The 26,374-nt window shown below is 70.9% G+C and carries 27 protein-coding genes and 1 pseudogene; 19 read left to right on the plus strand and 9 right to left on the minus strand.

Going from position 1 to position 26,374, the window contains the following annotated elements; translation table 11 throughout:
- Positions 1-24 precede the first annotated feature (24 nt).
- On the plus strand, positions 25-510 hold the full coding sequence (locus tag ACMYLB_RS16760; RefSeq protein WP_415908102.1) for a thioredoxin family protein: 486 nt from the start codon (positions 25-27) through the stop codon (positions 508-510).
- 179 nt (positions 511-689) lie between these two features.
- Here ACMYLB_RS16760 and ACMYLB_RS16765 read toward each other — a convergent pair whose 3' ends face one another.
- The gene (locus ACMYLB_RS16765) at positions 690-2,540 is read right to left on the minus strand and encodes an autotransporter domain-containing protein (RefSeq protein WP_415908103.1); all 1,851 of its coding nucleotides are present in this window, start codon (positions 2,538-2,540) and stop codon (positions 690-692) included.
- 89 nt (positions 2,541-2,629) lie between these two features.
- Entirely contained in the window at positions 2,630-3,229 is a 600-nt protein-coding gene (locus ACMYLB_RS16770; protein WP_415908104.1) for a GNAT family N-acetyltransferase, read from the minus strand.
- Positions 3,230-3,342: 113 nt separating this feature from the next.
- Here ACMYLB_RS16770 and ACMYLB_RS16775 point away from each other — a divergent pair, with 113 nt between their 5' ends.
- Positions 3,343-4,206 (plus strand): endonuclease/exonuclease/phosphatase family protein, encoded by an 864-nt coding sequence (locus ACMYLB_RS16775; protein WP_415908105.1) that lies wholly within the window; start codon positions 3,343-3,345, stop codon positions 4,204-4,206.
- Positions 4,207-4,292: 86 nt separating this feature from the next.
- Here ACMYLB_RS16775 and ACMYLB_RS16780 read toward each other — a convergent pair whose 3' ends face one another.
- Complete coding sequence (locus ACMYLB_RS16780; protein WP_415908106.1) at positions 4,293-4,778, minus strand: SRPBCC family protein; 486 nt, start codon at positions 4,776-4,778, stop codon at positions 4,293-4,295.
- Between the two features lie 162 nt (positions 4,779-4,940).
- Between ACMYLB_RS16780 and ACMYLB_RS16785 the strand changes: the two genes are divergently transcribed.
- Genes ACMYLB_RS16785 through ACMYLB_RS16795 form a run of 3 tightly spaced genes read left to right on the plus strand, consistent with a single transcriptional unit; the run spans position 4,941 to position 8,274 of the window.
- On the plus strand, positions 4,941-6,854 hold the full coding sequence (locus ACMYLB_RS16785) for a hypothetical protein (RefSeq protein WP_415908107.1): 1,914 nt from the start codon (positions 4,941-4,943) through the stop codon (positions 6,852-6,854).
- Positions 6,803-6,997, plus strand: a complete 195-nt coding sequence (locus tag ACMYLB_RS16790; protein ID WP_415908108.1) for a hypothetical protein — start codon at positions 6,803-6,805, stop codon at positions 6,995-6,997. Before ACMYLB_RS16785 ends, ACMYLB_RS16790 begins: the two co-directional genes overlap by 52 nt.
- Complete coding sequence (locus ACMYLB_RS16795) at positions 6,994-8,274, plus strand: hypothetical protein (RefSeq protein ID WP_415908109.1); 1,281 nt, start codon at positions 6,994-6,996, stop codon at positions 8,272-8,274. Before ACMYLB_RS16790 ends, ACMYLB_RS16795 begins: the two co-directional genes overlap by 4 nt.
- A gap of 27 nt (positions 8,275-8,301) precedes the next feature.
- On the opposite strand, the gene ACMYLB_RS16800 is transcribed toward ACMYLB_RS16795, so the two are convergent.
- Entirely contained in the window at positions 8,302-9,108 is an 807-nt protein-coding gene (locus tag ACMYLB_RS16800; RefSeq protein WP_415908110.1) for a rhomboid family intramembrane serine protease, read from the minus strand.
- A 6-nt stretch (positions 9,109-9,114) separates the two neighbouring features.
- Positions 9,115-9,606, minus strand: coding sequence for an FKBP-type peptidyl-prolyl cis-trans isomerase (locus ACMYLB_RS16805; RefSeq protein WP_415908111.1), 492 nt, complete (start codon positions 9,604-9,606; stop codon positions 9,115-9,117).
- Between the two features lie 106 nt (positions 9,607-9,712).
- On the opposite strand from ACMYLB_RS16805, the gene ACMYLB_RS16810 reads away from it, so the two are divergent.
- The 7 genes from ACMYLB_RS16810 to ACMYLB_RS16840 all read left to right on the plus strand — a co-directional run bounded on the left by ACMYLB_RS16810 (position 9,713) and on the right by ACMYLB_RS16840 (position 15,688).
- Positions 9,713-10,687 carry an archaemetzincin gene (locus ACMYLB_RS16810; protein ID WP_415908112.1) on the plus strand — a complete coding sequence of 325 codons (975 nt, stop codon included), beginning with the start codon at positions 9,713-9,715 and terminating at the stop codon, positions 10,685-10,687.
- Between the two features lie 131 nt (positions 10,688-10,818).
- Entirely contained in the window at positions 10,819-12,240 is a 1,422-nt protein-coding gene (locus ACMYLB_RS16815) for an MBOAT family O-acyltransferase (RefSeq protein WP_415908113.1), read from the plus strand.
- 94 nt (positions 12,241-12,334) lie between these two features.
- Positions 12,335-13,435, plus strand: coding sequence for a hypothetical protein (locus ACMYLB_RS16820; protein ID WP_415908114.1), 1,101 nt, complete (start codon positions 12,335-12,337; stop codon positions 13,433-13,435).
- Positions 13,436-13,543: 108 nt separating this feature from the next.
- Complete coding sequence (locus tag ACMYLB_RS16825; RefSeq protein WP_415908115.1) at positions 13,544-13,870, plus strand: metalloregulator ArsR/SmtB family transcription factor; 327 nt, start codon at positions 13,544-13,546, stop codon at positions 13,868-13,870.
- Positions 13,867-14,415 carry an SRPBCC family protein gene (locus tag ACMYLB_RS16830; RefSeq protein WP_415908116.1) on the plus strand — a complete coding sequence of 183 codons (549 nt, stop codon included), beginning with the start codon at positions 13,867-13,869 and terminating at the stop codon, positions 14,413-14,415. The genes ACMYLB_RS16825 and ACMYLB_RS16830 overlap by 4 nt, the downstream gene beginning before the upstream one ends.
- 11 nt (positions 14,416-14,426) lie before the next feature.
- Positions 14,427-14,870: an SRPBCC family protein gene (locus ACMYLB_RS16835; protein ID WP_415908117.1), complete on the plus strand. Its 444-nt coding sequence runs from the start codon at positions 14,427-14,429 to the stop codon at positions 14,868-14,870.
- Between the two features lie 59 nt (positions 14,871-14,929).
- A complete protein-coding gene (locus ACMYLB_RS16840) occupies positions 14,930-15,688 on the plus strand; it encodes a DUF899 domain-containing protein (protein ID WP_415908118.1) in 759 nt (252 codons plus the stop codon).
- Between the two features lie 178 nt (positions 15,689-15,866).
- Here ACMYLB_RS16840 and ACMYLB_RS16845 read toward each other — a convergent pair whose 3' ends face one another.
- A complete protein-coding gene (locus ACMYLB_RS16845) occupies positions 15,867-16,616 on the minus strand; it encodes a tRNA-uridine aminocarboxypropyltransferase (RefSeq protein WP_415908119.1) in 750 nt (249 codons plus the stop codon).
- Positions 16,617-16,781: 165 nt separating this feature from the next.
- Between ACMYLB_RS16845 and ACMYLB_RS16850 the strand changes: the two genes are divergently transcribed.
- From ACMYLB_RS16850 to ACMYLB_RS16880, 7 genes and pseudogenes are all read left to right on the plus strand, one after another.
- Entirely contained in the window at positions 16,782-17,207 is a 426-nt protein-coding gene (locus ACMYLB_RS16850) for a response regulator (protein ID WP_415908120.1), read from the plus strand.
- Between the two features lie 96 nt (positions 17,208-17,303).
- Positions 17,304-19,439, plus strand: a complete 2,136-nt coding sequence (locus ACMYLB_RS16855; protein ID WP_415908121.1) for a M3 family metallopeptidase — start codon at positions 17,304-17,306, stop codon at positions 19,437-19,439.
- A gap of 107 nt (positions 19,440-19,546) precedes the next feature.
- The gene (locus tag ACMYLB_RS16860; RefSeq protein ID WP_415908122.1) at positions 19,547-19,756 is read left to right on the plus strand and encodes a hypothetical protein; all 210 of its coding nucleotides are present in this window, start codon (positions 19,547-19,549) and stop codon (positions 19,754-19,756) included.
- The gene (locus ACMYLB_RS16865; protein WP_415908123.1) at positions 19,753-20,226 is read left to right on the plus strand and encodes a hypothetical protein; all 474 of its coding nucleotides are present in this window, start codon (positions 19,753-19,755) and stop codon (positions 20,224-20,226) included. Before ACMYLB_RS16860 ends, ACMYLB_RS16865 begins: the two co-directional genes overlap by 4 nt.
- A gap of 55 nt (positions 20,227-20,281) precedes the next feature.
- Positions 20,282-21,013 (plus strand): annotated as a pseudogene (gene pepT, locus ACMYLB_RS16870) (tripeptide aminopeptidase PepT); the annotation flags it as partial.
- Positions 20,905-21,519 carry a M20/M25/M40 family metallo-hydrolase gene (locus ACMYLB_RS16875; protein ID WP_415908124.1) on the plus strand — a complete coding sequence of 205 codons (615 nt, stop codon included), beginning with the start codon at positions 20,905-20,907 and terminating at the stop codon, positions 21,517-21,519. The pseudogene pepT and the gene ACMYLB_RS16875, both read left to right, overlap by 109 nt.
- Before the next feature lie 94 nt (positions 21,520-21,613).
- Positions 21,614-23,083: a PQQ-binding-like beta-propeller repeat protein gene (locus ACMYLB_RS16880; protein WP_415908125.1), complete on the plus strand. Its 1,470-nt coding sequence runs from the start codon at positions 21,614-21,616 to the stop codon at positions 23,081-23,083.
- Between the two features lie 129 nt (positions 23,084-23,212).
- Here ACMYLB_RS16880 and ACMYLB_RS16885 read toward each other — a convergent pair whose 3' ends face one another.
- From ACMYLB_RS16885 to ACMYLB_RS16895, 3 genes are read right to left on the minus strand one after another with little or no spacing between them, the layout of a single operon-like run.
- Complete coding sequence (locus ACMYLB_RS16885; protein WP_415908126.1) at positions 23,213-24,088, minus strand: HDOD domain-containing protein; 876 nt, start codon at positions 24,086-24,088, stop codon at positions 23,213-23,215.
- An 18-nt stretch (positions 24,089-24,106) separates the two neighbouring features.
- On the minus strand, positions 24,107-25,897 hold the full coding sequence (locus ACMYLB_RS16890; RefSeq protein ID WP_415908127.1) for a chemotaxis protein CheA: 1,791 nt from the start codon (positions 25,895-25,897) through the stop codon (positions 24,107-24,109).
- Positions 25,831-26,241 (minus strand): hypothetical protein, encoded by a 411-nt coding sequence (locus ACMYLB_RS16895; RefSeq protein ID WP_415908128.1) that lies wholly within the window; start codon positions 26,239-26,241, stop codon positions 25,831-25,833. Before ACMYLB_RS16895 ends, ACMYLB_RS16890 begins: the two co-directional genes overlap by 67 nt.
- Positions 26,242-26,374 lie beyond the last annotated feature (133 nt).

Raw genomic sequence — 26,374 nt, forward strand, 5'->3', positions numbered from 1 at the left:
CGTCCACCCGCTAGCGTGCGCCCCATGCGCATCCTCGCCCTCGCCCTGTTCGTCCTCGCCACCACGGCGCTCCGCGCCGAGCCGGAATATCCCAAGATGGGGCCCGACGTCTACGACACCCAGGCCGACGGCAGCGCGCTGGTCGCCGAGGCCGTCCGCGTCGCCCAGGCCGACCAGAAGCACGTGCTGCTGGTCTTCGGCGCCAACTGGTGCATCTGGTGCCGCCGCCTGCACGAGCTCTTCGAAAACAACAGCGCCGTCCGCCGCGAGCTGAAGGCCCACTATGTCGTCGTCCGCCTCGACGTGAACCACCGCGACGGCAAGAAGCGCAACGACGCCGTGAACGAGCGCTTCGGCAACCCGATCAAGAACGGCCTGCCCGTGCTCGTGGTGCTGGACCGCAACGGCCACATGCTCACCACCCAGGAGACCGGCGCGCTCGAGGACGGCAAGTCCGCGCACGACCCGGAGAAGGTGCTCGCCTTCCTCAAGCAGTGGCAGCCGGAGTGAGCGGGAGAGGCTTCCCTCCCGATGGAGGCGGGGCCATCAGGCCCGCGAGGCGCCGGCTTGGAAGCGTGAAACCCGCGGGGCTCGTGGCCCCGCCTTCATTGACGCAGTGTTGAAACAAAAAGGCCGCGCTTCGCGCGGCCTTCGTTTTTCAACTGTTGCAGGCGGCATGGGCCGCCGGCTCAGAAGCCGGTGTGCAGGGCGAACGAGTATTGGTTGGCCGTGTTGCCGTCCTGGCGGAAGTCGGCGAGGTAGCCGAGCGACCAGCCCCAGTTCTTGCTCACGAGGCCGCTGGCGCGCAGGCCGACCTTCACCGTCTCGCCGAGGCCGTCGGTGACGTTGATCGTCGCGCGGGACGAGACCGTGTCGGCCAGGCGGCCGCTGAAGCTGCGGGTGTCGTCGGCCAGGTCCTTCTGGTAGACGGCGGACGCGCTGAGCACGAGCGGCAGCAGGTGGTTGTCGAGCGTCCAGTCGGCGGTGGCGCCGATCAGGCCCTCGAAGGATTTCGCGGTCTGGCCGTCGTAGGTGAAGTTGAGGCTGGCGACGTCCTTCTCGGTGTAGCCGTCGAGCTTGGCCTTGGCGTAGCGCAGGCCGGCGAAGGGCGTGAAGCGGATCGCACCGGAGGTGAACTCGGCGCCGACGCGCGCGGAGGCGGCGACGCGGTCGCCGTCGGTCTTGCCGCTGGCCTGGTAGCCGCCGAGAGCGGTGGTGCGCTTCAGGTCCTTGAAGTCCTGCGAGCCGTAGGCGGCGGTGGCGTCGGCGAAGAACGTGCCGGATTTCCACTGGCCGTAGACGGCGACGAGCTGGCCGCGCATCTGGCCGGAGCCGGCGCCGGCCTTGAGGTCGGTCTTCATGTTCTCGGCGGAGACGGCGGCGCCGACGAGCAGCTCCTTGCCCAGGCTGAGGTCGAAGCCTGCGGTGACCACGCTGCCGGAGAAGTCGAAGTCGTTGCGGTAGCCGTCGCGGTCGTAGGCGCCGGTCTTGTAGCCGTAGCTGATCCAGCCGTCCGCGCTGTGGCGGCCCGGGGCGCCGCGCGTGGTGTCGAGGCGGCCGTTGAGCGCGTCGGTCGTCAGGTCGGTGGCGGCGAGCGCGACCGTGCCCTGCGCGGCGAAGGTGCCGAGGACGAACTCGGGGTTCAGCACCTCGGTGAGCACCTGGGCGAGGACGGCGTGGGTCTTGGTCGTCGGATGGATGCCGTCCCAGAAGACGTATTGGCCGGCGTCGCCGGGGTTGCCGCCGGCGGCGAGGATGTCGACGTAGTCCTGGTTCGTGATCGAGAAGCCGAAGCGCTGCGGGTTGGCGAGGATGGTCTGGAGCGTCGAGGTGAGGTCGAAGAGCGTCACCTTCACGTCGCCGCCGAGGCTGAGGGCGGCGAGGCGGCCCTTGATGTCGTTGTTGAACGCGTAGGAACCGGCCTGGACGAGCGAGGCGGCGGGCGCGCCGGAGCCGGTGGTGAAGCGCGGGGTCTTCGAGATGTCGGGCAGGTTCAGCACGAGGATGTTCTTCGCGCCGAGGCCGGCGAGCGACTGCACGGCGGAGGTGACGGCGGCCGAGCCGCCGACGCCGGAGTTGGTCAGCGCGGGGCCGTTCTGCGTGGCGGGATTCGAGACGGTGTTGAGCAGGTCGTTCGCGCCGGCGAGGAGCACGTAGAGGCCGTCGGCCTTCGCGGTGATGCCGCGCGCCTGATACATCGCGACCTGCTGGGCGAGGCTCGGCACGGCGCTGCCGGCCGCCGCGGTGGCGCCGGCGAAGGCGAAGTTCAGCCGGGCGGCGTTGGCCGAGGTGGTCACGGCGTTGAGGAGGCCGGGCGCGAGGTATTCGGCGTAGGTGGGGCCGTTCGAGACGCGCCCCTGGTAATACGGCGCACCGGGCGAGCCGGTCAGGGCGAAGGTGTTGCCGCTGTCGGTGAGGCTGTCGCCGAAGAAATAGTAGGAGGAAAACGTCCGGTTGGACGGGGCGGTTTGGGCGATGGCCGCGGCGGCCAGGCCGCACAGGGCAAAGGCCGCGAGAATGCGCGCGCGCAGTTCGTTCATGGGGGGTGGTGGGTTAGGTAGCCGCCGGATGCACGCAAAGCGCCGGGCCCGGCGCAAGAGCGTTGTGTGCCTCTCCGCCCGGAGCGAAATCACCGGGCGGCCAGCATCGCCTCGAGGCGGGCGCGGGCGGCGGGCCAGTCCTCGGCGGTGAGCGCGAACATCGCGGTGTTGCGCACGTAGCCGTCGAAGCGCGTCTGGTAGCGGCGCAGGATGCCTTCGAACTGGGCGCCGAGACGGGCGATGGCGCGGCGCGACGCCTCGTTGCGCTCGTCGGTCTTCAACTGCACGCGCACGGCGCCGAGCGCCTCGAACGCGTGGCGCAGCAGCAGGTATTTCGCCTCGGTGTTGATCGCCGTGCGCTGGGCCTCGCGGGCGTGCCAGGTGTTGCCGATCTCCAGCGCGCGGTGCGCGCGGCGGATGTCGAGGTAGCGCGTCGAACCGACGAGCTTGCCATCGCGGCGGCGCACGATCGCCCACGCCACCTCGGTGCCGGCGGCGCTGTGGCGCAGGCCGTCGTCGAACCACGGGTGGAACGCCTCGGGCTTCGCCAGCGAATCGGTCAGGAACCACTGGAACACGTCCGGCGGCTGCTGGGCCGCGGCGAGCAGCGGCGCGCGGTGGCGCTCCTCCAGCGGCTCGAGCCGGACGTGGCGGCCCTCGAGGAGGAACGGACGGGGATCGAAGTTCATGGCAGCGTTTCTGTCCGCCGCCGCCGCGCCGCTCAAGCGCGCGGGCGGCCCGCACCGGCACAGCGCCCGTGAATTCGCATCGCGCCGCGCCGGCGCGCGTCCATCCTGCGGCCATGTTCCTGCGTTTCCTGCGTCCGCTGCTCCTCGGTGTCCTCGGCACCGCCGCCCTGCTCCCGGCCGGCGAACCCACGCCGCCGCTCACGCTGCGCGTGATGACCTTCAACCTCCGCTTCGCCAGCGACCAGCCGCCGCATGCCTGGCCCGAGCGGCGCCCGATGATGAAGCGCCTCATCGAACGCGCCGCGCCGGACGTGATCGGCACGCAGGAAGGACTCTACGCGCAGCTGCGCGACCTGGCGGCCGACCTGCCGGCTTACGAGTGGATCGGCCTCGGCCGCGAGGGCGGCAGCCGCGGCGAGTTCATGGCGGTGTTCTTCCGCCGCGACAAGTTCGAGCCCGTCGCCTTCGACCACTTCTGGCTCTCCGACACGCCGGAGACGATCGGCTCGGCGACGTGGGGCAACCGCTACCGGCGCATGGTCACGTGGGTGCGCCTGCGCGAGCGCGCGAGCGGCCGGGTGTTCGAGTTCTGGAACACGCACCTCGACCATGAGGTCGAGGCCGCGCGCGAAAAGGCCGCCGCGCTCCTCGCCGCGCGGCTGGCGCAGATCGACCCGCACGTGCCGCTGCTGCTCGTCGGCGACTTCAACTGCCTCGCCGGCGCGAGCGCGGCCTACGCGCGGCTCACGCAGCAGGCCGGCCTGACCGATGCCTGGCTCGCCGCCGCGCACCGCACCAACGACGGCCTGAACACCTTCCACGGCTACGAGCCGCCGAAGCACGACGGCGAGCGCATCGACTGGATCCTCGCGCGGCAGCCGCGCGCCGTCGACGCGGCGGCGATTCTCGACGACGCCGAGCAGGGCCGCACGCCGAGCGACCATTTCCCGGTCACGGCGACGATCCGCTTCGACTGAACGCCACGACGCCCGGCTGTCCCGGGCGCGCGTGGCAGGCTGCCGGCCGCGCTCGAACTGCCGCCGGATCTCCCGGGGAGCGACGCTCAGATCCGGCGCGCGAGGGCCTCGAGCTGCTGCGTGGCGATGCCCCAGCCCTCGTGGAAACCCATCTTCTCGTGCGCCTCGCGGTCGGCCACCGACCAGTGCCGCACCCGCGCGGTGTAGAGCGTGTGGCCGTCGGCGACATCCTCAAACGTGATCGTGCCGACCATGAAGGCCTTCTCCGATGGCTCCCAGGCGCCGACGAAGGCGTCGGTGAACACGAGCTTCTCGTTCGGCACGACCTCGAGGTAGAGCCCGCGGTTGGGAAACTCCTGGCCGTCGGGCGACTGCATCACGATGTTGCTCGCGCCGCCCGAGCGCACGTCCATCTCCGCCCGCACGGTCTTCCACGGCGGCGGCGTGAACCACTGCGTGATGAGCTGCGGATCGGTCCAGCAGCGGTAAAGTTTCGCGCGCGGCGCGTGCAGCGTGCGCTGGAGGAAGAGCTCGCGTTGGGCGATGGACGTGGGCGTGGAGTTGGTTTCCATGGCGGGAGGCGGTTACATCCTTACGACGATCCAGGGCTCCCGGAGCGGACAGGGAATTTCTCCCGGCCACCCTTTTCGGACTCGCGAAAGCTCCGCGCGCGGCTTCCAATCACGCGTCTTTCGACGCGTGCGTGGGCCAGCGTATTCGTCGCTCCACGCTCCATGCGCCTCGTCTGCCCGGCCGCCCTGCTCCTCTGCCTCCTCGCCTCCCTGGCCGCAGGTCTTCGCGCGGATGAGGCGATCTACGGCTATCCGGCCCGCTGGGTGCTCTCGCCGCCCGATGCCCAGGGCCTCCGGGTGATCACGCGGCTAGTTCCCCTGAACGCGAACCAGTCGCCTGTGCCGGAAATCCCGCTCGAGGGCGCCGCCCTGAACGAGGTGAAGCGCATCCTCAATCAGGCCAAGGATCGCATCGACCGCCAGCCGCTCGCCGAGAACAGGCTCCTCGACCTGCTGGGCTCGATCGACCCCTCGCGCCAGTGGCGGCAGGTCAAGACCGGCGTGCCCGGCCTCCCCGGGACGGTCCTGATCGTCTACCAGCACCCCGCCCGCGAGTTCGTCGTCCACCTCGGCATCGCCGACCACCCGGGCGAGACCCAGGCACTGCCGCTGTCCTCCGGCGTCGTCGCCCGTGTCGGCGACGGTGTGCTCGACGAGCCGGAGCTCGCCGCCGCCGCGCTCTCCGCCGCCCGGCAGGCGCTCGCGATCGCGCAACAGCGCGGCGCCGAGTCGCTCGCCCCGATGATCGCCGAGACCGAGCAGGACCAGCTCAGCCGCGATCTCGCCGCCCGCTTCCAGCTGCCGGGGCTGACCGTCCCGCAGAGCAAATACCTCCTCCAGGGCCGCCCGAGCGGCGCGACCCTCGCCGCCTCGGACCTCTGGGTCGATCCCGTCTTCATCCCGCGCCGGATCGCGATCGAGCTGAAGAACTGGAAACTCGAGGAGGTCGGCCAGCCGCCCGCCGTCGTGCGCGAGCTGCAGGTCCAGCGCGCGCGCGAGGAGGAAAAGGTGCGCCGCCAGCTCGACGGGGTGATTCCCGCCGGCCGCCAGCTCGTGACGACCGCCGACGTCCAGCGCTGGACCGAATCGCCGCTCGGCCGGCGCCTCTCGCTCGCGCCGCTCCGCCAGGAGGACGACGTGCTCGTGCTCGAAGCCGCCACCGACGTGCCGCGGCTCGCCTTCGTCCTCAGCCTCGGCGCCAGCTACGGCGCCACCGCCGGCGCGCAGGGCACGACCTCGCTGCACGTCGTCCGCGATTTCCACTCCCACCTCGACGTCAGCGCCGAGGCGGCCGCCGGCGCCGAGGCCCGCTCGGCCAAGACCGCCCTCCGCTGGGCGCCGCTGCGGCCGGTCCGCGGGTGGACGCTCAGCGTCGACGGCTCCGGCGAGGTCCGCCGGCAGGACGAGGCGTATTTCGGCGCGGCCACCGCCGCCGCGCCGGCCGCGTGGCGGCAGGGCCGCGGCCAGCTCGCCGCGCGCGCCCTGCGGGTGCAGGACGCCCAGACCACGGCGGCCTGGGCGCGCGCCTGGCTGGCCCAGCTCACGCTCGCGCACACCGACGACCGCTTCGCCGGCGCGGCCGCGCCCGCCCTGGCCACGCTCGACCGGCCGGACACCACGCTCGCCGCGACCGCCGAAGCCGAGTTCAAGCGCACCACCCGGTCTTTCGCGCTCACGCTGCATCCCTCGCTGCGCGCCGTGCGCGCCCTGTCCGCGCTCGACGGCGGCTACGACTACCGCCTCGCGGAGGCCGCGCTGACCGCCAGCGCGATTACATCTTTCGGCGACCTGCCCTGGAAACTCGTCGCCGGCGCCCGCCTCGGCCGCATCCGCGGCGACAGCCCAGCGAGCGCCGCGTTCCGCGCCGGCGGCGACGACGGCTGGATCCGCGGCCTGCGCGAGGGCGAAGTCGCCGGCGCGCGCTACCACGCGCAGTCGTTCGCCGTCGGCCCCGAGGTGTCGCGGCTGCTGGGCGAGGAAAATTCCCGGCGACCTTCCTGCTCGCGTTCGTCGACTGGGGCCGCGTGCGCGACGCCGGCGCGTGGCGCGCCGTGCGCGGCACCGGCCTGGCGCTGAACGTCGACTCGTTCCCGCTCGGCGCCACCACCCTGTCCCTCACCCTCGGCTACGCCTATTCGCCGCAATCGCGCCTCGACCGCCACGGCGCGTTCTTCGTGCGCGTCGCCCTGCCCTTCTCCTTCACCCCGTCCTCATCATGATCACCCTGCCCGTCATCCTTCCCCACCGCCGCCTCGCGCTCGCCGAGGACGGCTCCGTGCTCGACTCCGCCACCCAGCAGAACGTCGGCGTCTGGAGCGCCGACGCCCTGTCGCCCGACCAGGAGAACTTCCTCACCGTGCAGGACGGCGCCCACACCTTCCTCGTCCGCGCCCGCTACGCCTTCACCACCGCCAACCAGCTCACGGTTTCGCTCTCGCCGCAGGACGGCACCGTCGCGCAGGCGAGCTCCGCCACCTTCAACGGCTACATCGAAATCGACGACCAGCACGACGTGATTTACTGGCTGCTCAAGCAGGCCCCGACCGCCGCCAACGACGGCACGACCGGACAGGGATTCACCGTCTACGGCGACCTCCAGTTCGCCAGCCCCACGCAGCTCCAGGTCACGCTCGCCGGCCAGGGCCCGAAGGTCACCACCGTCATCACCGCCGATCCCGCGCAGCCCCTCGTGCCGGCGAAGAACGCCGATATCACCCGCGCCGGCCTCGACCTGCTCACGTTCCACGCCTCGACGCAGAACAATTTCGCCGGCGCCGCCGCGCCGCAGGCCGCGAAGATCGCCTTCGCCGGCCAGTGGGACCTCATCCCCACCGGCCTCGCGTTCAACTGCTCCGCCTCCGGCGACCTCAAGAACCCCGACCTGACGCTCTCGCTCAAGGGCGCCTGCAAGGCCGTCGCCGCCGGCCTCGAGTTCCGCCTGAACAACGGCGACGCCAGCGCGCTCTTCACCGTCGCCGGCCAGCACCGCTTCGACTCCGGCAGCGCCACCTGGTCGATCGTCGTCGGCTACACGCAGCAGGCCAACGCCGCGGCGCAGGTCAAGGCGAGCGCCAAGGCCAACTTCAAGCACCAGAGCGCCGGCGGCAACCAGCTCACCCTCACCGGCGACCTCAGCTTCACCTCCGCCGGCGGCCAGAGCACCCTCGCGCTCGAGATCCAGGCCGAATACACGTTCAAGGGCGGCCAGATCGTCTTCAAAGCCACCGCAAACGTCGCCGGCGGCCGGCTGAGCTACGACCTCCACCTCGGCGGCCAGATCAAGGTCGGCAACGGCACGCTCACCTTCTCCGTCGACTACGGCAGCGGCAACGTCCGCTCGCTCGCGGTCACCTACCAGGGCAGCGACGCGGACTTCCTCCGGAACTTCAGCGTGGAGATCAAGACCGACTCCGCCGGCAAGGTGACGGCGAGCGTGGCGTTCACCCTGAGCGTCACCTACGTCGGCAACGTCCAGGTGGTGAAGCGCACCGCGTGACGCCGGTGCGCCGGTCGCGCGGCGCGCTCAGCGCTGCCCGCGCCGGCGGTTCGCCTCCTGGCTCAGCTGCTCGAGGCGCACCCGCTCGCCCGGCGTGAGGCTGTGCAGGCCGGCGCGCGCGATCTTGTCCAGCAGCGCGTCGAGCTCCGCCGCCTTCGCCGCCGCGCGCGGCGGCGGCGCGCTCGCCGTCCCGGCCGGCCGCGCGGTGCGGCGGAAACTCGGCAGCGTCAACACGCCCTGCTGATAGCGCACGAACAGGAACGCGAAGCCCACCGTGCTCCAGAGCGAGACGAGCCCCGCGACGTCGCGCGCGGCCAGATGCATGAGCGTGTAGATGCCCACCAGCGCCGCCGCCACCCACTTGGCGAGCAGGTTGAAGAAAATCGGCGCGTCGGGCTGCAGCGTGGCGAACGCGATGAACAGCGCGAACGACCCGGTCTGCCCCGTCAGCGTCATCGGCCACCACCGGCCGATGAGCAGAAACACCAGCGGCGTCAGCAGGTAGAGGCTGGCATAGAATTGCAGGAAGACGCGCCGGCCGAAAAACCGCTCCAACTCGCGGCCGAACCAGAACAGCATCGCCATGTCGATGACGAACCAGAGGCTCGGCGGGTTGACCAGGCCGTAGGTCAGCACCCGCCACGCCTGTCCGCGCCACACCGCGCCGCTGTCGAACGCCAGCCAGTCGAACGGCAGCGTCACGCGCAGCGCCATGAACGCGGTCGTGGCGACCATCGTGACGCAGTAGCAGAGCACGATCGCCAGCGCCGCGTGCACCGGATGCCCGCCGAGCCAGAAGAGCGGCCGCCGCTCGTCGGAAGTGTCGTAGTCCATGCCGCGTCAGTCCTTCGGGTTCACCTCGAGCAACTCCACCTCGAACACGAGCGAGGAGTTCGGCGGGATCTTGCCCGCGCGGATGCCGCCGTAGCCGAGATGGGGCGGGATGTAGAACACCGCCTTGCCGCCCGCGCGCATCGTCGTCACGCCCGCAGCGAGGCCGGTGACGAGATTCTGCACGGAGAAAACAGCCGGCTTGCCCGCCGCCGAGCGGTCGAACTCCGTGCCGTCGAGCAGCCGCCCGACGTAGTTCACCCGCACCTTGTCCGTGCGCTGCGGCGTCGGTCCCTCGCCGGCGCGGAGCACCTGGATGCCGAGGCCGCTGTCGCGCCACTGGATCGTCGGGTCGGCCGCGAGTTTGGCGCCGAACCAGTTCTCGCGCCGCTCCTCGGCGACGGATTTCTCCGGCGCCGCGGGCGCGGCCGGCTCCTTCGGCCCGCAGCCGGCCAGCACCAGCGCGGCGAGGGAAAAGACGACGGGGACCAGACGTTTCATGCGCGCACGATGAGCGACGCCGGCGCGGAAATCAGGCCTGAAATTCCGGAAGCCGCTCCGCCGCTGCGGGGTTGAATCCCGCCGGCGCCGGCCGCAGCCTCCTTCCGTGCGTCCGCTCCCGCTCCTGCGCCTGCTGGCTCCCGCGCTCGTCGCCGTCGCGACCGCGGGCGCGGCGTTCGAGCGCCCCTCGGAGAACGAGCGCCTCGGCGCGATCGGCAACCGCTACGAGGAGCCGGAATTCGTCCGCGAGCTCTTCCGGCCCGACGCGGATTTTCCGCCCATCGCGACGCCGCGCCGCGGCGACTGGCTGATGTTCCACCGCGAGCCGGGCCAGACCTTCGACGAGTATCGCGCCGCCGGCTTCGCCCGCGCCGACGAGCAGCGCCGCCTCATCTATCTGCTGCCGCTCGGCGAATTTCCCGCCGACGACGCGCCGTCGCTGGCGCGGTTGCGCGACTACGCCGCGGCCTTCTTCCAGGCCGAGGTCCGGGTTCTGCCCGCCTACTTCCCACACGACCTCGAGTTCGATCCGCGCGAGAACGAGTTCACCCACAAGCGCCAGCGGCTCACCCGCGCCATCCTCGGCTGGCTGCACGCGCGGCTCCCCGCCGACGCGCTGTGCCTGCTCGCAGTGACGATGGACGACCTCTACCCGGACAAGGAATGGAACTTCGTCTTCGGCCAGGCCTCGCTCGAGGACCGCGTCGGCGTCTACAGCTTCGCGCGCTACGACCCGGCGTTCTTCGACGAGAAGCGCGGCCCGGCCTGGCGCGACACCGCCCTCCGCCGGGCGGGCAAGATCCTCACCCACGAGACCGCGCACATGTTCGGCCTCTATCACTGCATCTATTTCGACTGCGTGATGAACGGCGCCAACTCCCTCGCGGAGTCCGACGCCCAGCCGCTCCACGCCTGTCCGGTGTGCCTGCGGAAACTGCAGCACGCGCTGCGCTTCGATCCCGTGCGCCGCTACCGGGAGCTGCACGCCTTCTATCGCGACCGGCAGTGGTTCGAGGACGCCGACTGGGTCGCGCGGCAGCTCAAGCGCGTGCCCGTCCCCGCCCTCGGCCGTCCCGAGTAGGCCGCGCGGCGTTCGCGGTTTTCTCCGGATTTTCGCTCGGAAAATTCGGCTAGCCGAGCGGCCCGGTGTGCTTGGCCGCCCGGCCCGCTGACATCCGCGTGCGCAATCACTAGGATCGGCCTTTCCACGCCATGATCTTCAACTCCCTCACGTTCGTCGTGTTCTACGCCGTCGTGCTCAGCGCCTACTGGGCGCTGCGCGACTGGAACACGCGCAAGAACCTCCTGCTCGTCGCGAGCTACGTCTTCTACGGAGCCTGGAATCCGCCCTTCGCGGTCCTGCTCTTCGCGACCACCGCGCTCGACTTCTGGCTCGGCGCGCGCATCGCCGCCGCCGGTTCGCCCGGCGCACGCCGCGGCTGGCTCGTCGCCAGCCTCGCCTCGAATCTGAGCATGCTCGGGTTCTTCAAATACGGGAACTTCCTCCTCGAGAACACCCAGGCGCTGCTCGCGCTCGCCGGCGTCAGCTACCAGCCGCCGCACCTCGACCTGTTCCTGCCCATCGGCATCTCGTTCTACACCTTCCACTCGCTGAGCTACACGCTCGACGTCTACCGCGGCACCACGACGCCGACGCGCTCGCTGCGCGACTTCGTGCTCGCGGTGTCGTTCTTCCCCCAGCTCGTCGCCGGCCCGATCGTCCGCGCCGCCGACTTCCTGCCGCAGGCCGCGCAGCCGCCGAAGCCCGACACCTCGCGCCTCATCTGGGGCCTGCTGCTGATGACGCTCGGCCTCTTCGAGAAAACCGTCCTCGCCGACACCCTCCTCTCCAACTCCGCGGAGAAGGTCTTCGGCTTCCAGGGCCCGCTGCAAAGCCTCGACGCCTGGACCGGCGTGCTGGCCTTCTCCGGCCAGATCTTCTTCGACTTCGCCGGCTATTCCACGACCGCGATCGGCTGCGCGCTCACGCTCGGCTTCCACCTGCGCGACAACTTCCGCTTCCCCTACGCCGCGGTCGGCTTCTCGGATTTCTGGCGCCGCTGGCACATCTCGCTCTCCACCTTCCTGCGCGACTACCTCTACATTCCGCTCGGCGGCAACCGCTCGGGTGTCGTGCGCGCGGCGCTGAATCTCATGATCGTGATGTTCATCGGCGGCCTCTGGCACGGCGCCGCATGGACCTTCGTCGCCTGGGGCGTCATCCACGGCCTGTTCCTCGTGCTCGAGCGCGTCGTGCGTGCCGTCTTCAAGAACGCCACGTGGACCGGCTCGCTCGGCGTGCAACTCCTCGTCGGCGCGGTGACGTATCTCGTCGTCTGCGTCGCGTGGGTGTTCTTCCGCGCCCAAAGCTTCAACGCGGCGCTGATGATCCTGGCCGCGATGTTCGTCAAAATACCCGTCGGCCAGGCCATCCTGCCCACGCGCGACATCCTGCAAGTCGCGCTCGTGACCGCCGGCCTGCTCGGCGCGCACTGGCTGCTGCGGAACACGACGATGGAAGCCGTCGTCGCCCGCGCGCCCCGCTGGGTCATCACCGGCGTTTGGACCGTCATGCTCTGCTCCATCATGCTCACCCAAGGAAACGGCAATGCCTTCATCTACTTCCAATTCTGACCTCCACTCGAACCACGCCCACGCGCGCCGTCCGCACGCCTGGCCGAAAGCCGCGCATCCCGCGTCCGCGAGCGATCACGACTTCGCGCGCCCCGTGCCGCAAGTCCCGTGGAAGGCGGTGCTCGCGAGCGTCCTCGTGCTGACCGCCGCCGCCGCGGTCGGCTGGGAGCTCTACGCGCGCTCGCAAGGCTATCGCCCCTCGCTCAACGACACGCCTGACCTCTGGGCCCAGACGCGTGAGAAGGTGCAGCCCGACTCGCTCGTGCTCGTCGGCACGTCGCGCATGCTCTTCGATGCCGACCTCGACGTCCTCGAGCAGGCCTTCGGCCAGCGCCCCGTGCAGCTCGCGCTTGCCGGCAGCTCGCCTTATCCGGTGCTCGAGGACCTCGCCAAGGACCCGAGCTTCCACGGCACCGTCATCGTCGACATCGTGCCCGCGATGTTCCTCGCACCCGCCGGTCCGCCGATGGAAGTCTCGCTCAAGGCCCTGCATCGCCGCCGCGACTGGAACCTCGCCCAGCGCTGGAGCCACCAGCTCGGCATGCTGCTCGAGGAGCACGTCGCCTTCCTCAAGCAGGAGGACCTCACGCTCGGCCAGCTCCTGAAACGCCTGCCGATCCCCGACCGCGCCGACGCCGCCATCGGCCCCGCGCTCCCACCCTACTTCTTCACCGTCGACCGCGACCGCCGCGGCCGGATGTTCGAACAGGCCGCGATCGTGGGCTCGCCGCTGCAGCAACGCGTCGCCCACGGGTGGCTGCCGCTGTTCACGATGCCGCCGCCGCCGAAGTTCATCCCCGCCGACAAGTTCGGCGCGATGATGGGCCAGATGATCGAACAGCGCTTCAAGGACACGCAGAAGCACGTCGCCGCGCTCCGTGCCCGCGGCGCCCGCGTGGTGTTCGTCCGCATGCCGGTCGATCCGATCCTGATCGAGAAGGAGGAGAAGATCGTGCCGCTCGCCGCCGGCTGGGGCCGCCTCGTCGCCGAGAACGGCGTGCCCGCGGTCAACTTCGCGGACTACCCCGAACTCGCCGCGTTCCAGCTCCCCGAGTGGTCGCACCTCTCCGCCCCGGACTCGGTCGAGTTCACCCGGCGCTGGGTGCCGCATCTCCGGGACGCCATCGAACGGGAGAACCAGCGCGTCGCCCGCCTGTCCCCCGCCACCGCGAGCTCTCCGACCGGGGCGCCCTAACCGCCCGCGCGGCCCCCGCCACCCTCCCGCGCCCTGCCGCCGAGGCCTCCCCGCCTCGGCGTTTTATTTTGTCCTTGCTTAATTAAGTTTAAACTTAATCTTCGCGCCATGCAGAGCCTCGAAGCCATCGCCGACCCCACCCGTCGCCGGATCGTCGAGCTGCTCGCGCAGCGCGAGCGCACGACCGGCGAGATCGTCGCCGAGTTCGACCTGAGCGCCCCGGCGATTTCCCAGCATCTCAACGTCCTGCGCGACGCGGGCCTGATCACGACCCGCGCCGAGGGGCAGACGCGCATCCAGTCGCTCAACGGCGACGGGCTCGACGAGCTCGCCGCCTGGCTCGAGCGCACCCGCGGGATGTGGAGTCGGAGCCTCGACGCCCTCGAGCGCGAGCTGCGGGCCGACGACGCGAAGAAGAAGAAAGCTTCCAAATGACCACGCCCATCGCCAACGACTCCTACGCCGAGTTTCCCGCCCGCGGCGAACTCCGCATCGTCCGCCTCCTCCCCGGCCCGATCGAGCGGGTCTGGGATTTCCTCACCGATCCCGAGAAACGCGCCCGCTGGATGTGCGGCGGCGTCACCGAGGCCCGCCCCGGCGGCAAGATCGTGTTCCAGATGCACCACGCGAAGCTCTCCCCCGGCGAGACGCCGCCCGAGAAGTGGGCCCACGTCCACGAGCCGGGCGTCACCTTCGAGGGCCGCGTCCTGCGCTGCGAGCCGCCGCGGCTTCTCAGCTACACCTTCGGCGCCGACGATTCCGTGGTCACCTTCGAACTCACCGCCCAGGGCGCGCAGGTGCTGCTCGTGCTCACGCACCGCTCCACCGGCGAGGACATCCCGGAGCAGAAGAACTACGCCGGCGGCTGGCACACGCACCTCGCGTTCCTCGTCGCGATCCTGGAGGGCCGGCCGACGCCCAAGCTCTGGGAAATGCACGCCCGCCTCAGCGCCCACTACGAGCAGGTCGTGCCGCGCTGAGCTGCCCCGCCATGTCCACGCCCGCCACCGCCAGCATCCACAAGCGCTTCGCCGCGTCCGCCGCGCGCGTCTACGACGCCTGGCTCGACCCGGACTGGCTCGCCCGCTGGATGTTCGGCCCCGCGGTGCGCGACGAGAAGATCGTCCGCCTCACGACCGATCCGCGCGTCGGCGGAGAATTTTCCTTCGTCGTCGACCGCGGCGGCGCGCTCGTCGACCACGTCGGCACCTACCTCGCCCTCGAACGCCCGCATCGCCTCGTGTTCACCTGGGCGACGCGCGACTCCCTGCCCGCCACCAGCCAGGTCACCGTGCTGATCGAGCCGCTCGGTGACGCCGCCTGCCAGCTCACGCTTCACCACGCCATGGCCCCCGAGTGGGCCGCCTTCACCGAGCGCGCCGCATCCTCCTGGCAGAAGATGGCCGACGCCCTCGAACGCGCGCTGGCCACCTAGCCGGCCGGCCGCGCTCCCTCCCCGCTTCGCCGCGCCTCCCCGCGGCGCCAGCTGCCGCTTTGTCCCGCTTTTCCCATGAAAACCCAAACCACGCCTGCTCCCTCATCGCCTCACCCGCCGAGTGGCTCGCCGCCCGGCTCGAACTGCTCCACGCCGAAAAGGAACACACGCGCCAGCGCGACGCGCTCGCGGCCCGCCGCCGCGCCCTGCCCTGGGTGCGCCTGACCAAGGACTACGTCTTCGCCTCGCCGGCGGGCGAGGTGTCGCTCGCCGGGCTCTTCGGCGACCGCAGCCAGCTGATCGTCTATCACTTCATGTTCGGCCCCGGCTGGGAGGAAGGCTGCAAGAGCTGCTCGTGGGTCTCGGACCACTTCGACGCCATGCTGCCGCACCTACGCGCCCGCGACATCGCCTTCGCGGCCGTCTCCCGCGCGCCGCTCGCGGAGCTCGAGCCCTTCCGCGCCCGGATGGGCTGGCGCTTCCCGTGGGTTTCGTCCCACGGCAACGACTTCAACCACGACTTCCACGTCTCGTTCACGCCCGCGGAAATCGCCTCCGGCCGGCTCCGCTACAACTTCGCCGAGATCCCGGCCTTCCCGTTCGAGGAGGCCCCGGGCTGCAGCGTGTTCGCCCGCGACGCCTCCGGCGCGGTCTTCCACACCTACTCGACCTTCGGCCGCGGCCTCGACTCCCTCATCGGCACCTACCACTTCCTCGATCTCACCCCGAAGGGGCGCGACGAGGCCGGACTCGAATACCCGATGGAGTGGGTCCGCTACCACGACCGCTACGATGCGCCCGTCTCCGCCGCCCGTTGAGCGGAGGGCCGCCCCGCCGGCGCGGTCGCACCGGCGTTGGCGGCTCGGCCTGCCGGCGCTCGGCCTGCTGCTGATGCCCAAGTGCGTGCTGTGCGTCCTCGCCTACGCGGCCGGTGGCGCGCTCGCCGGCGCCTCCGGGCGCGAGCTGTGCGGCGCGTCGGGCGCGAGCCCGCTCGCGTCACTCGCGCCCTGGCTCGGCGGCGGTGCCGTCGCCGCGGTCTTTCTCCTCTGGCGCCGGCGCGCCGGAACCGGGCGCTGAACCGGTGTTCGGCCGGCGCTCGTCGAGCCGCGCCAGCAGCTCGGGGAAGGCCGCGCGAATCGGCGAGGTCGCGAGATACGCCGCCGCCTTCTCCTTGAAGCCGCGCGCGCGCAGCGTCGCGTAGACGTGCAGCTCGAACTGCGCGCGCAGCGCCGCGTGCGCCTCCGCCAGCCCGAGCGCCGCCATGAGGAAGAGCAGCGCCTCGATCGTGGAAAATCGTCCCTCGCCCGCCTGGGTGCGCAGCCAGTAGCGGCTCTCGCCGCGCATCGGCAGCCGCACGCGCCGCCCCCATGCCCCGACCTGCTGCGCCATGGCCGTCGCCTGCGTCCACGTGCCGTCGAGCAGCAGCACCTGCAGCCGCGCCGGATCGGGCGCCGCCGGCAGCTCCTCGCCCTGCGGGTGCAGGATCCACAGCTCGCGGCCGGGCTGCACGACCTGCTCGCGCCGCAGCGGCTCCTGCTTGCGGAAGAGGTGCTGGCCCGACGCGGGCATCACGCGCTTGATCAGGTGCCCCGTGCTGCTCGGCCGGTAGCTCTCCATGAAGTGCAGCAGCACGTCGACCTGCAGCGGCGAATCGACCCGCCGCTCGCCCGCACAGATGCACCAGCGCGGCGTGAGCTGGCAGTGCGGGCAGCGCGGGGTTTCGCGGAGGACGACGGAGCGGGACACGCTCCCAGCCCGCGCCAAACCGCCGCCGCGGTCAATCCTCCGCTACCGAATTTCCCCGACTCCGCCGCCGGGAAATCTTCGGTTTCGCGGGGCGAATTTCGCACCCTTTTCGCAGAACCTTTCCGTGCATTCCGGCGTCTTACGGCTACGATGACAACGAGTCCTGTGAGCACCTCCACGCCAGCCCCCTCGCTCCCCACTCCCGGCCGCCCGCTGCGCATCCTCTACGCGGACGACATGAAAGAACTCCGCGAACTCATCTCGATCGTGCTCGGCCGCGACGGTCACACGGTCGAGACGTTCCCCAACGGCAGCGTCGCGCTCGACCGCGTCACCGCCGCCCCGCAGGCCTACGATCTCGTCATCACGGACCACCACATGCCGGAGATGAACGGTCTCGAGTTCGTCCGCCGCCTGCGCGAGCAGTCCTACCCGGGCAAGGTGATGGTCTTCAGCTCCGAGATCAGCCCGCTGGTGCAGGAGAAATACCGGCAGCTTGCGGTCGACCGCATCCTGCCGAAGCCGATTTTCCCGAGCCAGCTCCGCGCCTCCCTGCGCGAGCTCTACGCGGCGCCGTCGCCCGCAGCCTGATTGCCGCCGCGGTCGTCGGACGAGCCGCCCTGTTGGTCGAACCACGCTTGCCCCGCGCCGCCGGGACCCGCAGCGTGGGCGCCCAACACCACCCCCATGCTTCGCCCCTCCACCGCCCTCCTCGCCGTCGCCCTCGGCGCGGCGCTCAGCGCGTCCGCCGCCGATTCGGCCGCTCCCGCCATGAATGACAATCCGCTGCTGACCGAGAGTCCGCTGCCGCTGCATTACCCGCAGTTCGACAAGATCCGCAACGAGCACTTCCTGCCCGCCTTCGAGCAGGGCATGGCCGAGAACCTCCGGGAGGTCGACGCCATCGCCAACAACGCCGCCGCGCCGACCTTCGAGAACACCATCGTCGCCCTCGAGAAATCCGGCCAGCTCCTCAGCCGCGCCAGCCGCGTGTTCTTCAACCTCAACGGCACGAACACGAACCCCGAGATGCAGAAGATCGCCCGCACGCTCGCGCCCAAGCTCGCGGCCCACGGCGACGCCATCAGCCTCAACCCCGTCCTCTTCGCCCGCGTCAAGGCCCTCTACGAGGCCCGCGACACGCTCGGCCTCGACCCCGAGTCGAAGCGCCTGCTCTGGCGCTACTACAAGGACTTCGTCCGCGCCGGCGCCAACCTCTCCGCCGCCGACAAGGAGAAGCTCAAGGCCATGAACGCCGAACTCGCCACCCTCGGCACGACGGTGAACCAGTTCATCCTCAAGGAGCGCGACGCCTCCGCCGTCCTGATCGACACCCGCGCGGAACTCGCCGGCCTCTCCGACGCCGCCATCGGCACCATGGCCGACGCCGCCGCGAAGGCCGGCCACCCGGGCAAGTTCCTCGTCGCCCTCCAGAACACCACCGGCCAGCCGCCGCTCACCGACCTCACGAACCGCGCCACGCGCGAGAAGATCATGGCCGCCTCCCTCGCCCGCGGCAGCCGCGGCGGCGAGTTCGACCTCCGCGCCACCGTCGCCCGCATCGCCCGGCTCCGCGCCGAGCGCGCCAACCTCCTCGGCTATCCGACCCACGCCGCCTTCCAGCTCGACGAGCAGACCGCCGGCTCCGTCGACGTCGTGAACCAGCTCCTCGCCCAGCTCGCCGGCCCCGCCGTCGCCAACGCCCGCAAGGAGGCCGCCGACATGCAGGCCATCGTCGACGCCGAGCAGGGCGGCTTCCAGATCGCCGCCTGCGACTGGCAGCTCTACTCCGAGAAGGTCCGCAAGGCCCGCTACGACCTCGATGAGTCCCAGCTCAAGCCCTACTACGAGCTCAACCACGTGCTGATCGACGGCGTCTTCTACGCCGCCCACCGCCTCTACGGCCTCTCGTTCAAGGAGCGCCACGACCTCCCCGTCTACGAGCCCACCGTCCGCGTCTTCGACGTGTTCAACGAGGACGGCTCGCAGCTCGGCATCTTCCTCGCGGACTACTACGCCCGCTCGAACAAGAACGGCGGCGCCTGGGCCAACGCCTACGTCTCCCAGTCGCACCTGCTCGGCACGATGCCCGTCATCGCCAACCACCTCAACATCCCGAAGCCGCCCGCGGGCCAGCCCACGCTGCTCACCCACGACTTCGTGCGCACCATGTTCCACGAGTTCGGCCACGCCCTCCACGGCCTGTTCTCCAACGTCAAATACCCGCGCTTCGCCGGCACCTCCGTCCCGCGCGACTTCGTCGAGTATCCCTCGCAGGTGAACGAAATGTGGGCCGACTGGCCGGAAGTCCTCCAGAACTACGCCAAGCACTACCAGACCGGCGCCCCCATCCCCGCCGAGCTCCTCGCCAAGGTCGAGGCCGCCGGCAAGTTCAACCAGGGCTTCGCCACCACCGAGTATCTCGCCGCCACCCTCCTCGACCAGGCCTGGCACCAGCTCAAGCCCGACGAGGTCCCCGGCGCCGACGGCGTCCTCGCCTTCGAGGCCGCCGCGCTCAAGCGCTACGGCGTCGACTTCGCCCCCGTGCCGCCGCGCTACCGCACGACCTACTTCTCCCACGCCCTGACCAGCTACTCGGCCGGCTACTACTCCTACATCTGGAGCGAGGTGCTCGACGCCGACAGCGTCGAGTGGATGAAGGCCCACGGCGGCCTCAAGCGCGAGAACGGCGACCACTTCCGGAAAACCCTCCTCTCCCGCGGCGGCAGCGACGACGCCATGGCGCTCTTCCGCGCCTTCACCGGCAAGGACCCGTATCTCGAACCCCTGCTCGTGCGTCGCGGCCTCAACGCCAAGCACTGAGGCGGCCATCGCCTGCCTTTCCCGGCGCCGGCGTCACGGCCGGCGCCTTTTTGTTCCCGGACGGACCGCGCCGGAAACATTTTCCCCGCGCGGACGTCTCAGGCTTCATGCGCTCCCCGCGTCTGGGTTTTCTTTTCGCGCTCGGCCTCGCCCTGGCAACCGCCGCCTTCGCCGCCGACGGCACCGGCGGCTTCACCGCCACGCTCAGTTCGGAACAGCAGACCGCCGCCGGCCTGACGCGCCTGTCCGCCGACGAACAGACCGCGCTCAACGCCCTCGTCGCCCGCGAGGTCTCCTCGCCCGCCAGGGCAACGTGAAGGCCTTCGCCGGCACCTTCAGCGGCCGCCGCAAGCCCGCCGAACTCAAGTCCGCCGGCCTCGACCGCCTCGCCCCCGAGGAGCTCGCGCAACTCGACCGCCTCGTCGCCACCGCCATCGCCGCCGGCCCGATCCAGCCCGCGCTCGCGCCGCGCCTCAAGCCCAGCGACGTCGCGCGCAACGACCGCCTCGAGGTCCACGGCCAGGTCAGCCTCGCCTACGGCTGGGGCTCCGGCGGCCGCGAGATGCGCGCCGGCTCGATCTACACCGAGATCCACGACAAGCAGACCGGCACCACCCTCGGCCTCGGCTACAGCCAGGCCTCCGGCGACGGCTGGTGGGGTTACGGCGATCCCTATTACGACTACGGTTATGGCTACGACTACGACCTGCCGCTGCGCGCCGTCCGACTGGACCGCTTCTCCGGAGCCGGCGACGGCTTCCGTCCCACGGTTTGCCGCCGGCGCTGAGGCCGCCGCGCGCTTCGGGATTGGCGCCGCCGCCTGGGTCGGCAAGGCTCCGGGCATGGCTTTCGACACCGCGGACCTGCTCGACCGTTTCCTGCGCTACGTCCAGATCGACACGCGCTCCGACCCCGCCTCGTCCACCTGCCCCAGCACTCCCGTGCAGTGGGACCTCCTCCGCCTGCTGGAACGCGAGCTACGCGAGCTGGGCGCCGCCGACGTCGAGCTGACCGAGCCGGGCTACGTCCTGGCCACGATTCCCGCGACCAGCCCCGCCCCCGCCCCGGTCATCGCGTGGTGCGCGCACGTCGACACCGCCCCCAATCTCCCCAGCGCGGCCAAGCCGATCGTCCACCGCGCCTACGACGGCCGCCTGATCGTGCTGCCCGACGACCCGACGCAGACGCTCACCGTCGAGACGATTCCCTTCCTCCGCGACGCCATCGGCCAGGATGTCATCACCGCCAGCGGCACCACCCTGCTCGGCGCCGACGACAAGGCCGGCGTCGCCATCGTCATGGCCGCCGCGCGCCACCTGCTGCGCAACCCCGGCATCCCGCACGGCAAAATCCGCCTCTGCTTCAACCCCGACGAAGAAATCGCCCGCGGCATGGCCAAGCTCGACCTCGCGCAGCTCGGCGCCCAGTTCGCCTATACCCTCGACGGCGCCGAGCGCGGCGAGATTTGCTACGAGACCTTCTCCGCCGATGCCGCCCAGGTCGACCTCACCGGCGTCGCCGCCCACCCCGGCTGGGCCAAGGATGTGATGGTCAACGCGACCCGTCTCGCCGCCCGCTTCCTCGCCGCCTTGCCGCTGGAGCGCTCCCCGAGCGCACGAGCGGACGCGAGGGGTTCATCCACCCGATCGCCTGCAGCGGCTCCGCCGAGCACATGACCCTGCGCTTCATCCTGCGCGACTTCGAACTCGACGGCCTCGCCGCCCACCGCGCCACGCTGGAGAAGATCGCCGCCGACCTCCGCGCCGCCGAGCCGCGGGCGCGCATCGCCGTGACGTTCACCGAGCAATACCGCAACATGCGCTACTGGCTCGAGCACGACATGCGCCCCGTCCGCCTCGCCGAGGAGGCCGCCCGCCGCGCCGGCGTCACGCCCTTCGCCCAGCCGATCCGCGGCGGCACCGACGGCTCCAACCTCACCCAGCGCGGCCTGCCCACGCCGAACATCTTCACCGGCATGCACGAGGTCCACAGCCAGCGCGAGTGGGTCACGCTCCAGGACATGGAAAAATCCGCCGCGACCCTCCTGCACCTCGCGCAACTCTGGACCGAGAGCGCCTGAGGAACGCCGCCGCGGATTCACGCTTCACCGGACGTCTCCCGCCGGGCGTCGCAATCCCGTCGAAGGCATTCGCCCGTTCGTCTCCCCTGTCGCGATGCGCTTCCGCCTTTTCCTCGCCGCCGCCACCCTGGCCACGACGGCGCTCGCCGCCGGTCCCGTCCCGCCGCCCGATCCGCTCGCGGGCACCTGGACGGGCACGATCACGCCGCCGCAGGGCGGCGCCGCCGAGTTCGGACTCGAGTTCTTCCGCACCGAGCGCGGCGCGCTCGCCTTCAAGCTGAACTTCCCGGACATGTTCACCTACGCGGCGCCATTCCCGATCCCGGTGGAGGACCTGGGCGGGGGCGACTACGCGATCACGCCGGCGTTCGCCATGAAGCTCCACCTCGAGGGCGACCGCCTCACGGGCACGTTCGGCGCCGCGCGGATGCCGCTGGCCCTCCGCCGCGGCGGCACCTTCGCGCCACCGCCGCCCGCGCCGCAGCATCCGCCCGCCCCGGCCCCGCTCTGGACCTTCGCGCTGGGCGCCGGCACGTGGGCGCCGCCGGTCGTCGCCGACGGCACCGTCTACATCGGCACCCGCGCCGGGCAGTTCCACGCCGTGAACGCCGCCGACGGCCGCGGCCTCTGGACGTGGTCCGGGGCCCACCTGATCGACGGCCGCGCGGTCGTGAGCGACGGCACGGTCTACTTCGTCGACACCCAAACCAACCTCATCGCCCTGAACCGCGCCGACGGCACGCTGCGCTGGTCGGTGCCGCTGCACGATGAGCAATTGGCCGGCAAGCCGGTGGCGAAGAATCCAACGTTCAACCACCGCGCCGCCTATCCGCTCGTCGTCGACGACACGCTCTACTGCGGCTCGAGCGACGGCGGCGTCTACGCCCTCGACGCCGCCTCCGGCCGGAAGCTCTGGCGCCACGACGCCGGCGCGCCGGTCTTCTCCGGCATCGGGCGCCACGGCGCCGACACGCTGTGCTTCGGCACGATGGACGGCTCCGTCGTCCTGCTCGACCGGCGCACGCAACACGAGACCTTCCGCGCCCGCACCGGCGGCGGCGTGGTGACCGTGCCGCTCGTCGTCGGCGACCAGGTCATCGCCGGCAGCCGCGACTACCTGCTCTACGGCTTCCATCTCGCCGACGGCTCCGTGGCGTGGCGTTTTTCCTATTGGTTCTCGTGGATCGAATCCACGCCCGTGCTGCGCGACGGCCTGATCTACGTCGGCGCCTCCGACTACAGCCGCGTCAGCGCGATCGATCCCGCGACGGGCCGCGCACGCTGGCAGACGCCGGTGCACGGCATGAACTGGGGCTCGCCGCTCGTGACCGACGACGCCGTCTTCGCCGGCACCGTCGCGCAGAACGTGCCGGGCACCGTCATCGCCCACACCGGCGGCATCGTAGCCCTCGACCGCGCCACCGGGGCGGTGAAATGGCGGTGGCTCGCCGCGCCGGCGCCGGCCAACGGCTTCGGCGGCTACGCCGGCACGCTCGCCTTGGCCGGCGACAAGGTCATCGCCGCCGGCTTCGACGGAAAACTGATGGCGCTGCCGGCCAAGTAGGTCCGGCTTCAGCCGGACCGGACGAACTCACGCCGGCTCACGCAAGGTTGTCGCTTCGCTCGACGCCTCGCGAGGCCACGTTGGTTGCCCGTGCGCGGCTCGGGCGGACCGGCCGAAGCCGGTCCTGCCTCAGATCGCGACGGCGCCGACGGTCAGCTTGTCGCCGAGGCGCTGGAGCGCGCGCTCGTGCACCACGGGCATCGCGGCCTCGAGCAGCTCGGGCGTGAAGCCCCACTCGCGGAGGAAGCCGCCGTGCACGGTGGTGAGGAAACCCTCCTCGGTCACGCCGGGCCCGAGCGACGTCGCGAGGTATTTCGCGGCGTGCAGGTGCGCGAGCAGCGGCAGGGCCTCGGCCGGCGCCTCGGTGGGACGGGTGAGGAACTCGGCCGTGAGCTGGAACACCTTGGGGAAATTCCAGGCCTCGAGCAGCTTCTTGGTCGCGTCGGCGTGGTGGTAGCCGAGCACGGCGCGTTCGGCCTGGTCCCACGTGCACTGCATGCGCTCGCGGAACGCGCGCACGGCCGGGTAGAAATCGTTGCAGCAATGCGCGAGCGCGAGCTTGCCCAGGTCCGACACCAGGCCGGCGGTGTAGGCCAACTGCGGATCGAGCCGCTCGGTGGTCGAGGCGAGCACCTCGCCGGCGATGGCGGTGATGAGCGCGTGGCGCGAGAAATCGCCCGGTTCCCAGCGCAGGCCCTTCTGGCCGCTTTCCCAGCGGCTCACGAGCACGAGGGCGGCGAGCCGGTAGATTTCCTTCGCCCCGAGGCGGAACACTGCGGCCTCGACCGTCTCGACCGTGCCACGGGCGAACATGGCCGAGTTGGCCAGGCGCAGCGTCGCGGCGGCGAGCGAGGCGTCGAGCGAGATCAGGCGCTCGATCTCGGAGGCGGAGCTGTCGTCGGCCTGCAGCGCGATCGCGAGGCGCGGCAGCAGCGAGGGCGAGCACGGCAGGCGCAGGGCCTTTTCGCAGACCTGCTCGAGGGTCGGGGGAGGTGTGGTGGACATGCCGGAGGCGTTCGGAGGTTAGGCGGCGCTCTGCAGGAGCGACGCCGGGTCGAGGATGAGCGCGATGTTGCCGTCGCCGAGGATGGCGCCGCCGGCGACGCCCGGCAGACTCTGCATGAACGCGCCGAGATTCTTGATGACGACCTCCTGCTTGCTGACCATCTCGTCGACCAGCAGCGCGGAGACGCGGCCGGAGTGCTCGACGATGACGACAATGCCGTCCCACGGCTGGGTCGCGTCGGCCGGGATGCCGAAGCGGCGGTGCAGGCGGTGCAGCGGGAGGATCTTGCCGCGCAGCTCGAGCACCTCGCCGGTGCCGTGCACCGTGGTGATCGCGTCCTTCTGCGGGCGCATCGCCATCTGCACGGACGTGCTCGGCAGGATGAACTTGTCCGCGCCGACGCGCACGACCAGGCCGTCGATGATCGCCATCGTGAGCGGCAGCTTGATCTTGAAGGTCGAGCCCTTGCCGACCTCGGAGGTGATCTCGATCTTGCCGCGCAGCTTCTCGATGTTGCGCTTCACGACGTCCATGCCGACACCGCGGCCGGAGACGGCGGTGACCTTCTCGGCGGTGGAGAAGCCCGGGGCGAAGATCAGCGCGTAGCACTCCTCGCGAGTCAGGCCGGCGTTGGCGGCGACGATGCCCTTCTCGACGGCCTTCTTGAAGATCTTGTCCGGATCGATGCCGCGGCCGTCGTCCTGGAGCTCGATGACGATGTTGCTGCCCTGGTGGTAGGCGCTGAGGTGGACGGTGCCCTGCTCCGGCTTGCCGGCGGCCACGCGGACGTCGGGCAGCTCGAGGCCGTGGTCGAGGGCGTTGCGGACCATGTGCACCATCGGGTCGGCGATCTCCTCGACGACCGTGCGGTCGAGCTCGGTGTCCTCGCCGCTGACCTGGAAATGGACCTTCTTGCCGAAGTTGCGCGCGAGGTCGCGCGAGAGGCGCTCCATCTTCTGGAACGTCGGCTTGATCGGGATCATGCGCAGCGACATCGCGGTGTGCTGGAGCTCCTTGGCGATGCGGGAAAGCTGGGAGACGTTGCGCTGCATCGGGGAGCCGTCGTCGCAGATGCCGCGCGCGGACTCGATGAGCTGGCTCTGCACGATCACGAGCTCGCCCACGACATCCATCAGCGAGTCAAGCTTCTCGGTGTTGACGCGCACCGTCTGTCCTCCCGCGGTGGTCTTGGTCGCGGCCTGCGCCTCGATGGCATTGGCGGCGGCGCTCGTGACCGTCGGGACGACGGGTGCGGCCTCGGCCACCGGGGCGGCGGGGGCGGTCGGCAGCGCCACCGGGGTCGCCGCGGGAGCGGCGGCCGGCGCCAGGGCGGCGCCGTTGCCCTGCGCCAGCTGCTTGACGGCACGGATGAGGTGGCTGACCGGCACGAGCGTGCTCGGCAGGTGGCCCTTCTCGAGCGCGACGGCGATCTGCTGCGTGAGCAGCTGCAGCGCGTCGCGGCTGCGGAGGATCTCGGTGATGATGGCCGGCGTGAGGCTCAGCTCGCGGTTGCGCGCCAGGTCGAGCAGCGACTCGACTTCGTGCGCGAGCGTGTGCATCGGCACGAGGCCGAGGAAACCGGCGTTGCCCTTGATGGTGTGGAACGAGCGGAAGATGGAATTGAGCGCCTCGGGATTGTCGGGCGTCTGGTCGAGGATGAGCAGGGCGGCCTCGATCTGCTGGAGGTGGTCGACCGCCTCGGCATGGAACTCCGTCAGCAGCTCCTGGTTCTCGCCCAGGTTCAGCTGGAGGAGAACGTCCGCCGCGGCGTGTTCCTCCGCGGGCGCGCCGGTCGGGGCCGCGGCCACGGTGGCGGCCGGCGCCGCCGGTTCGCCGACGAAGGGCGCGGGGCGCGTCCGGCCTTGGCGGCCTCGAGCGCCTCGGGCAGCCACGCGATCAAGCGGCGCAGCTCCGCCAGCGTCGCCTCGTCGAAGGGCTGGGCGGTGTCGAGGCGCCGGTCGAGCCGCGCGTGCACCGCGGCGATGGCGTCGCGCAGCGCGGGCTCGGAGGCGCACTGCTCGCGCATCTCGCCGAGCAGGCTGTAGGACGGGATGAGACCGTCGTCGCGCCCGGGCAGGGCGAGAATGGATTCGGCCGCGAGACGACTCAGCGAGTCATCGAGCGCCTGGAAGGATTCCGGAGCGAGAGGCATTGGGAGAAGGGGAAATGGGTCCGCTTGCCCCTACATCGGCCGTCCCGCCGGAAACCTTAGTCCCAGCCGGCGAGAAACCTGTGCAGTCCCCCGCCGCCCGGCCGCCCCACTCCGCCCGGCCGCGGAGCCCGCC

Source organism: Oleiharenicola sp. Vm1 (assembly GCF_047777955.1).
Lineage (GTDB): Bacteria > Verrucomicrobiota > Verrucomicrobiia > Opitutales > Opitutaceae > Didemnitutus.

Coding starts and splice junctions, on each gene's coding strand:
- ACMYLB_RS16760 (WP_415908102.1), top strand. CDS start 25: ATGCGCATCCTCGCCCTCGCCCTGTTCGTCCTCGCCACCACGGCGCTC.
- ACMYLB_RS16765 (WP_415908103.1), bottom strand. CDS start 2,540: ATGAACGAACTGCGCGCGCGCATTCTCGCGGCCTTTGCCCTGTGCGGC.
- ACMYLB_RS16770 (WP_415908104.1), bottom strand. CDS start 3,229: ATGAACTTCGATCCCCGTCCGTTCCTCCTCGAGGGCCGCCACGTCCGG.
- ACMYLB_RS16775 (WP_415908105.1), top strand. CDS start 3,343: ATGTTCCTGCGTTTCCTGCGTCCGCTGCTCCTCGGTGTCCTCGGCACC.
- ACMYLB_RS16780 (WP_415908106.1), bottom strand. CDS start 4,778: ATGGAAACCAACTCCACGCCCACGTCCATCGCCCAACGCGAGCTCTTC.
- ACMYLB_RS16785 (WP_415908107.1), top strand. CDS start 4,941: ATGCGCCTCGTCTGCCCGGCCGCCCTGCTCCTCTGCCTCCTCGCCTCC.
- ACMYLB_RS16795 (WP_415908109.1), top strand. CDS start 6,994: ATGATCACCCTGCCCGTCATCCTTCCCCACCGCCGCCTCGCGCTCGCC.
- ACMYLB_RS16800 (WP_415908110.1), bottom strand. CDS start 9,108: ATGGACTACGACACTTCCGACGAGCGGCGGCCGCTCTTCTGGCTCGGC.
- ACMYLB_RS16805 (WP_415908111.1), bottom strand. CDS start 9,606: ATGAAACGTCTGGTCCCCGTCGTCTTTTCCCTCGCCGCGCTGGTGCTG.
- ACMYLB_RS16815 (WP_415908113.1), top strand. CDS start 10,819: ATGATCTTCAACTCCCTCACGTTCGTCGTGTTCTACGCCGTCGTGCTC.
- ACMYLB_RS16825 (WP_415908115.1), top strand. CDS start 13,544: ATGCAGAGCCTCGAAGCCATCGCCGACCCCACCCGTCGCCGGATCGTC.
- ACMYLB_RS16830 (WP_415908116.1), top strand. CDS start 13,867: ATGACCACGCCCATCGCCAACGACTCCTACGCCGAGTTTCCCGCCCGC.
- ACMYLB_RS16835 (WP_415908117.1), top strand. CDS start 14,427: ATGTCCACGCCCGCCACCGCCAGCATCCACAAGCGCTTCGCCGCGTCC.
- ACMYLB_RS16855 (WP_415908121.1), top strand. CDS start 17,304: ATGCTTCGCCCCTCCACCGCCCTCCTCGCCGTCGCCCTCGGCGCGGCG.
- ACMYLB_RS16860 (WP_415908122.1), top strand. CDS start 19,547: ATGCGCTCCCCGCGTCTGGGTTTTCTTTTCGCGCTCGGCCTCGCCCTG.
- ACMYLB_RS16880 (WP_415908125.1), top strand. CDS start 21,614: ATGCGCTTCCGCCTTTTCCTCGCCGCCGCCACCCTGGCCACGACGGCG.
- ACMYLB_RS16885 (WP_415908126.1), bottom strand. CDS start 24,088: ATGTCCACCACACCTCCCCCGACCCTCGAGCAGGTCTGCGAAAAGGCC.
- ACMYLB_RS16895 (WP_415908128.1), bottom strand. CDS start 26,241: ATGCCTCTCGCTCCGGAATCCTTCCAGGCGCTCGATGACTCGCTGAGT.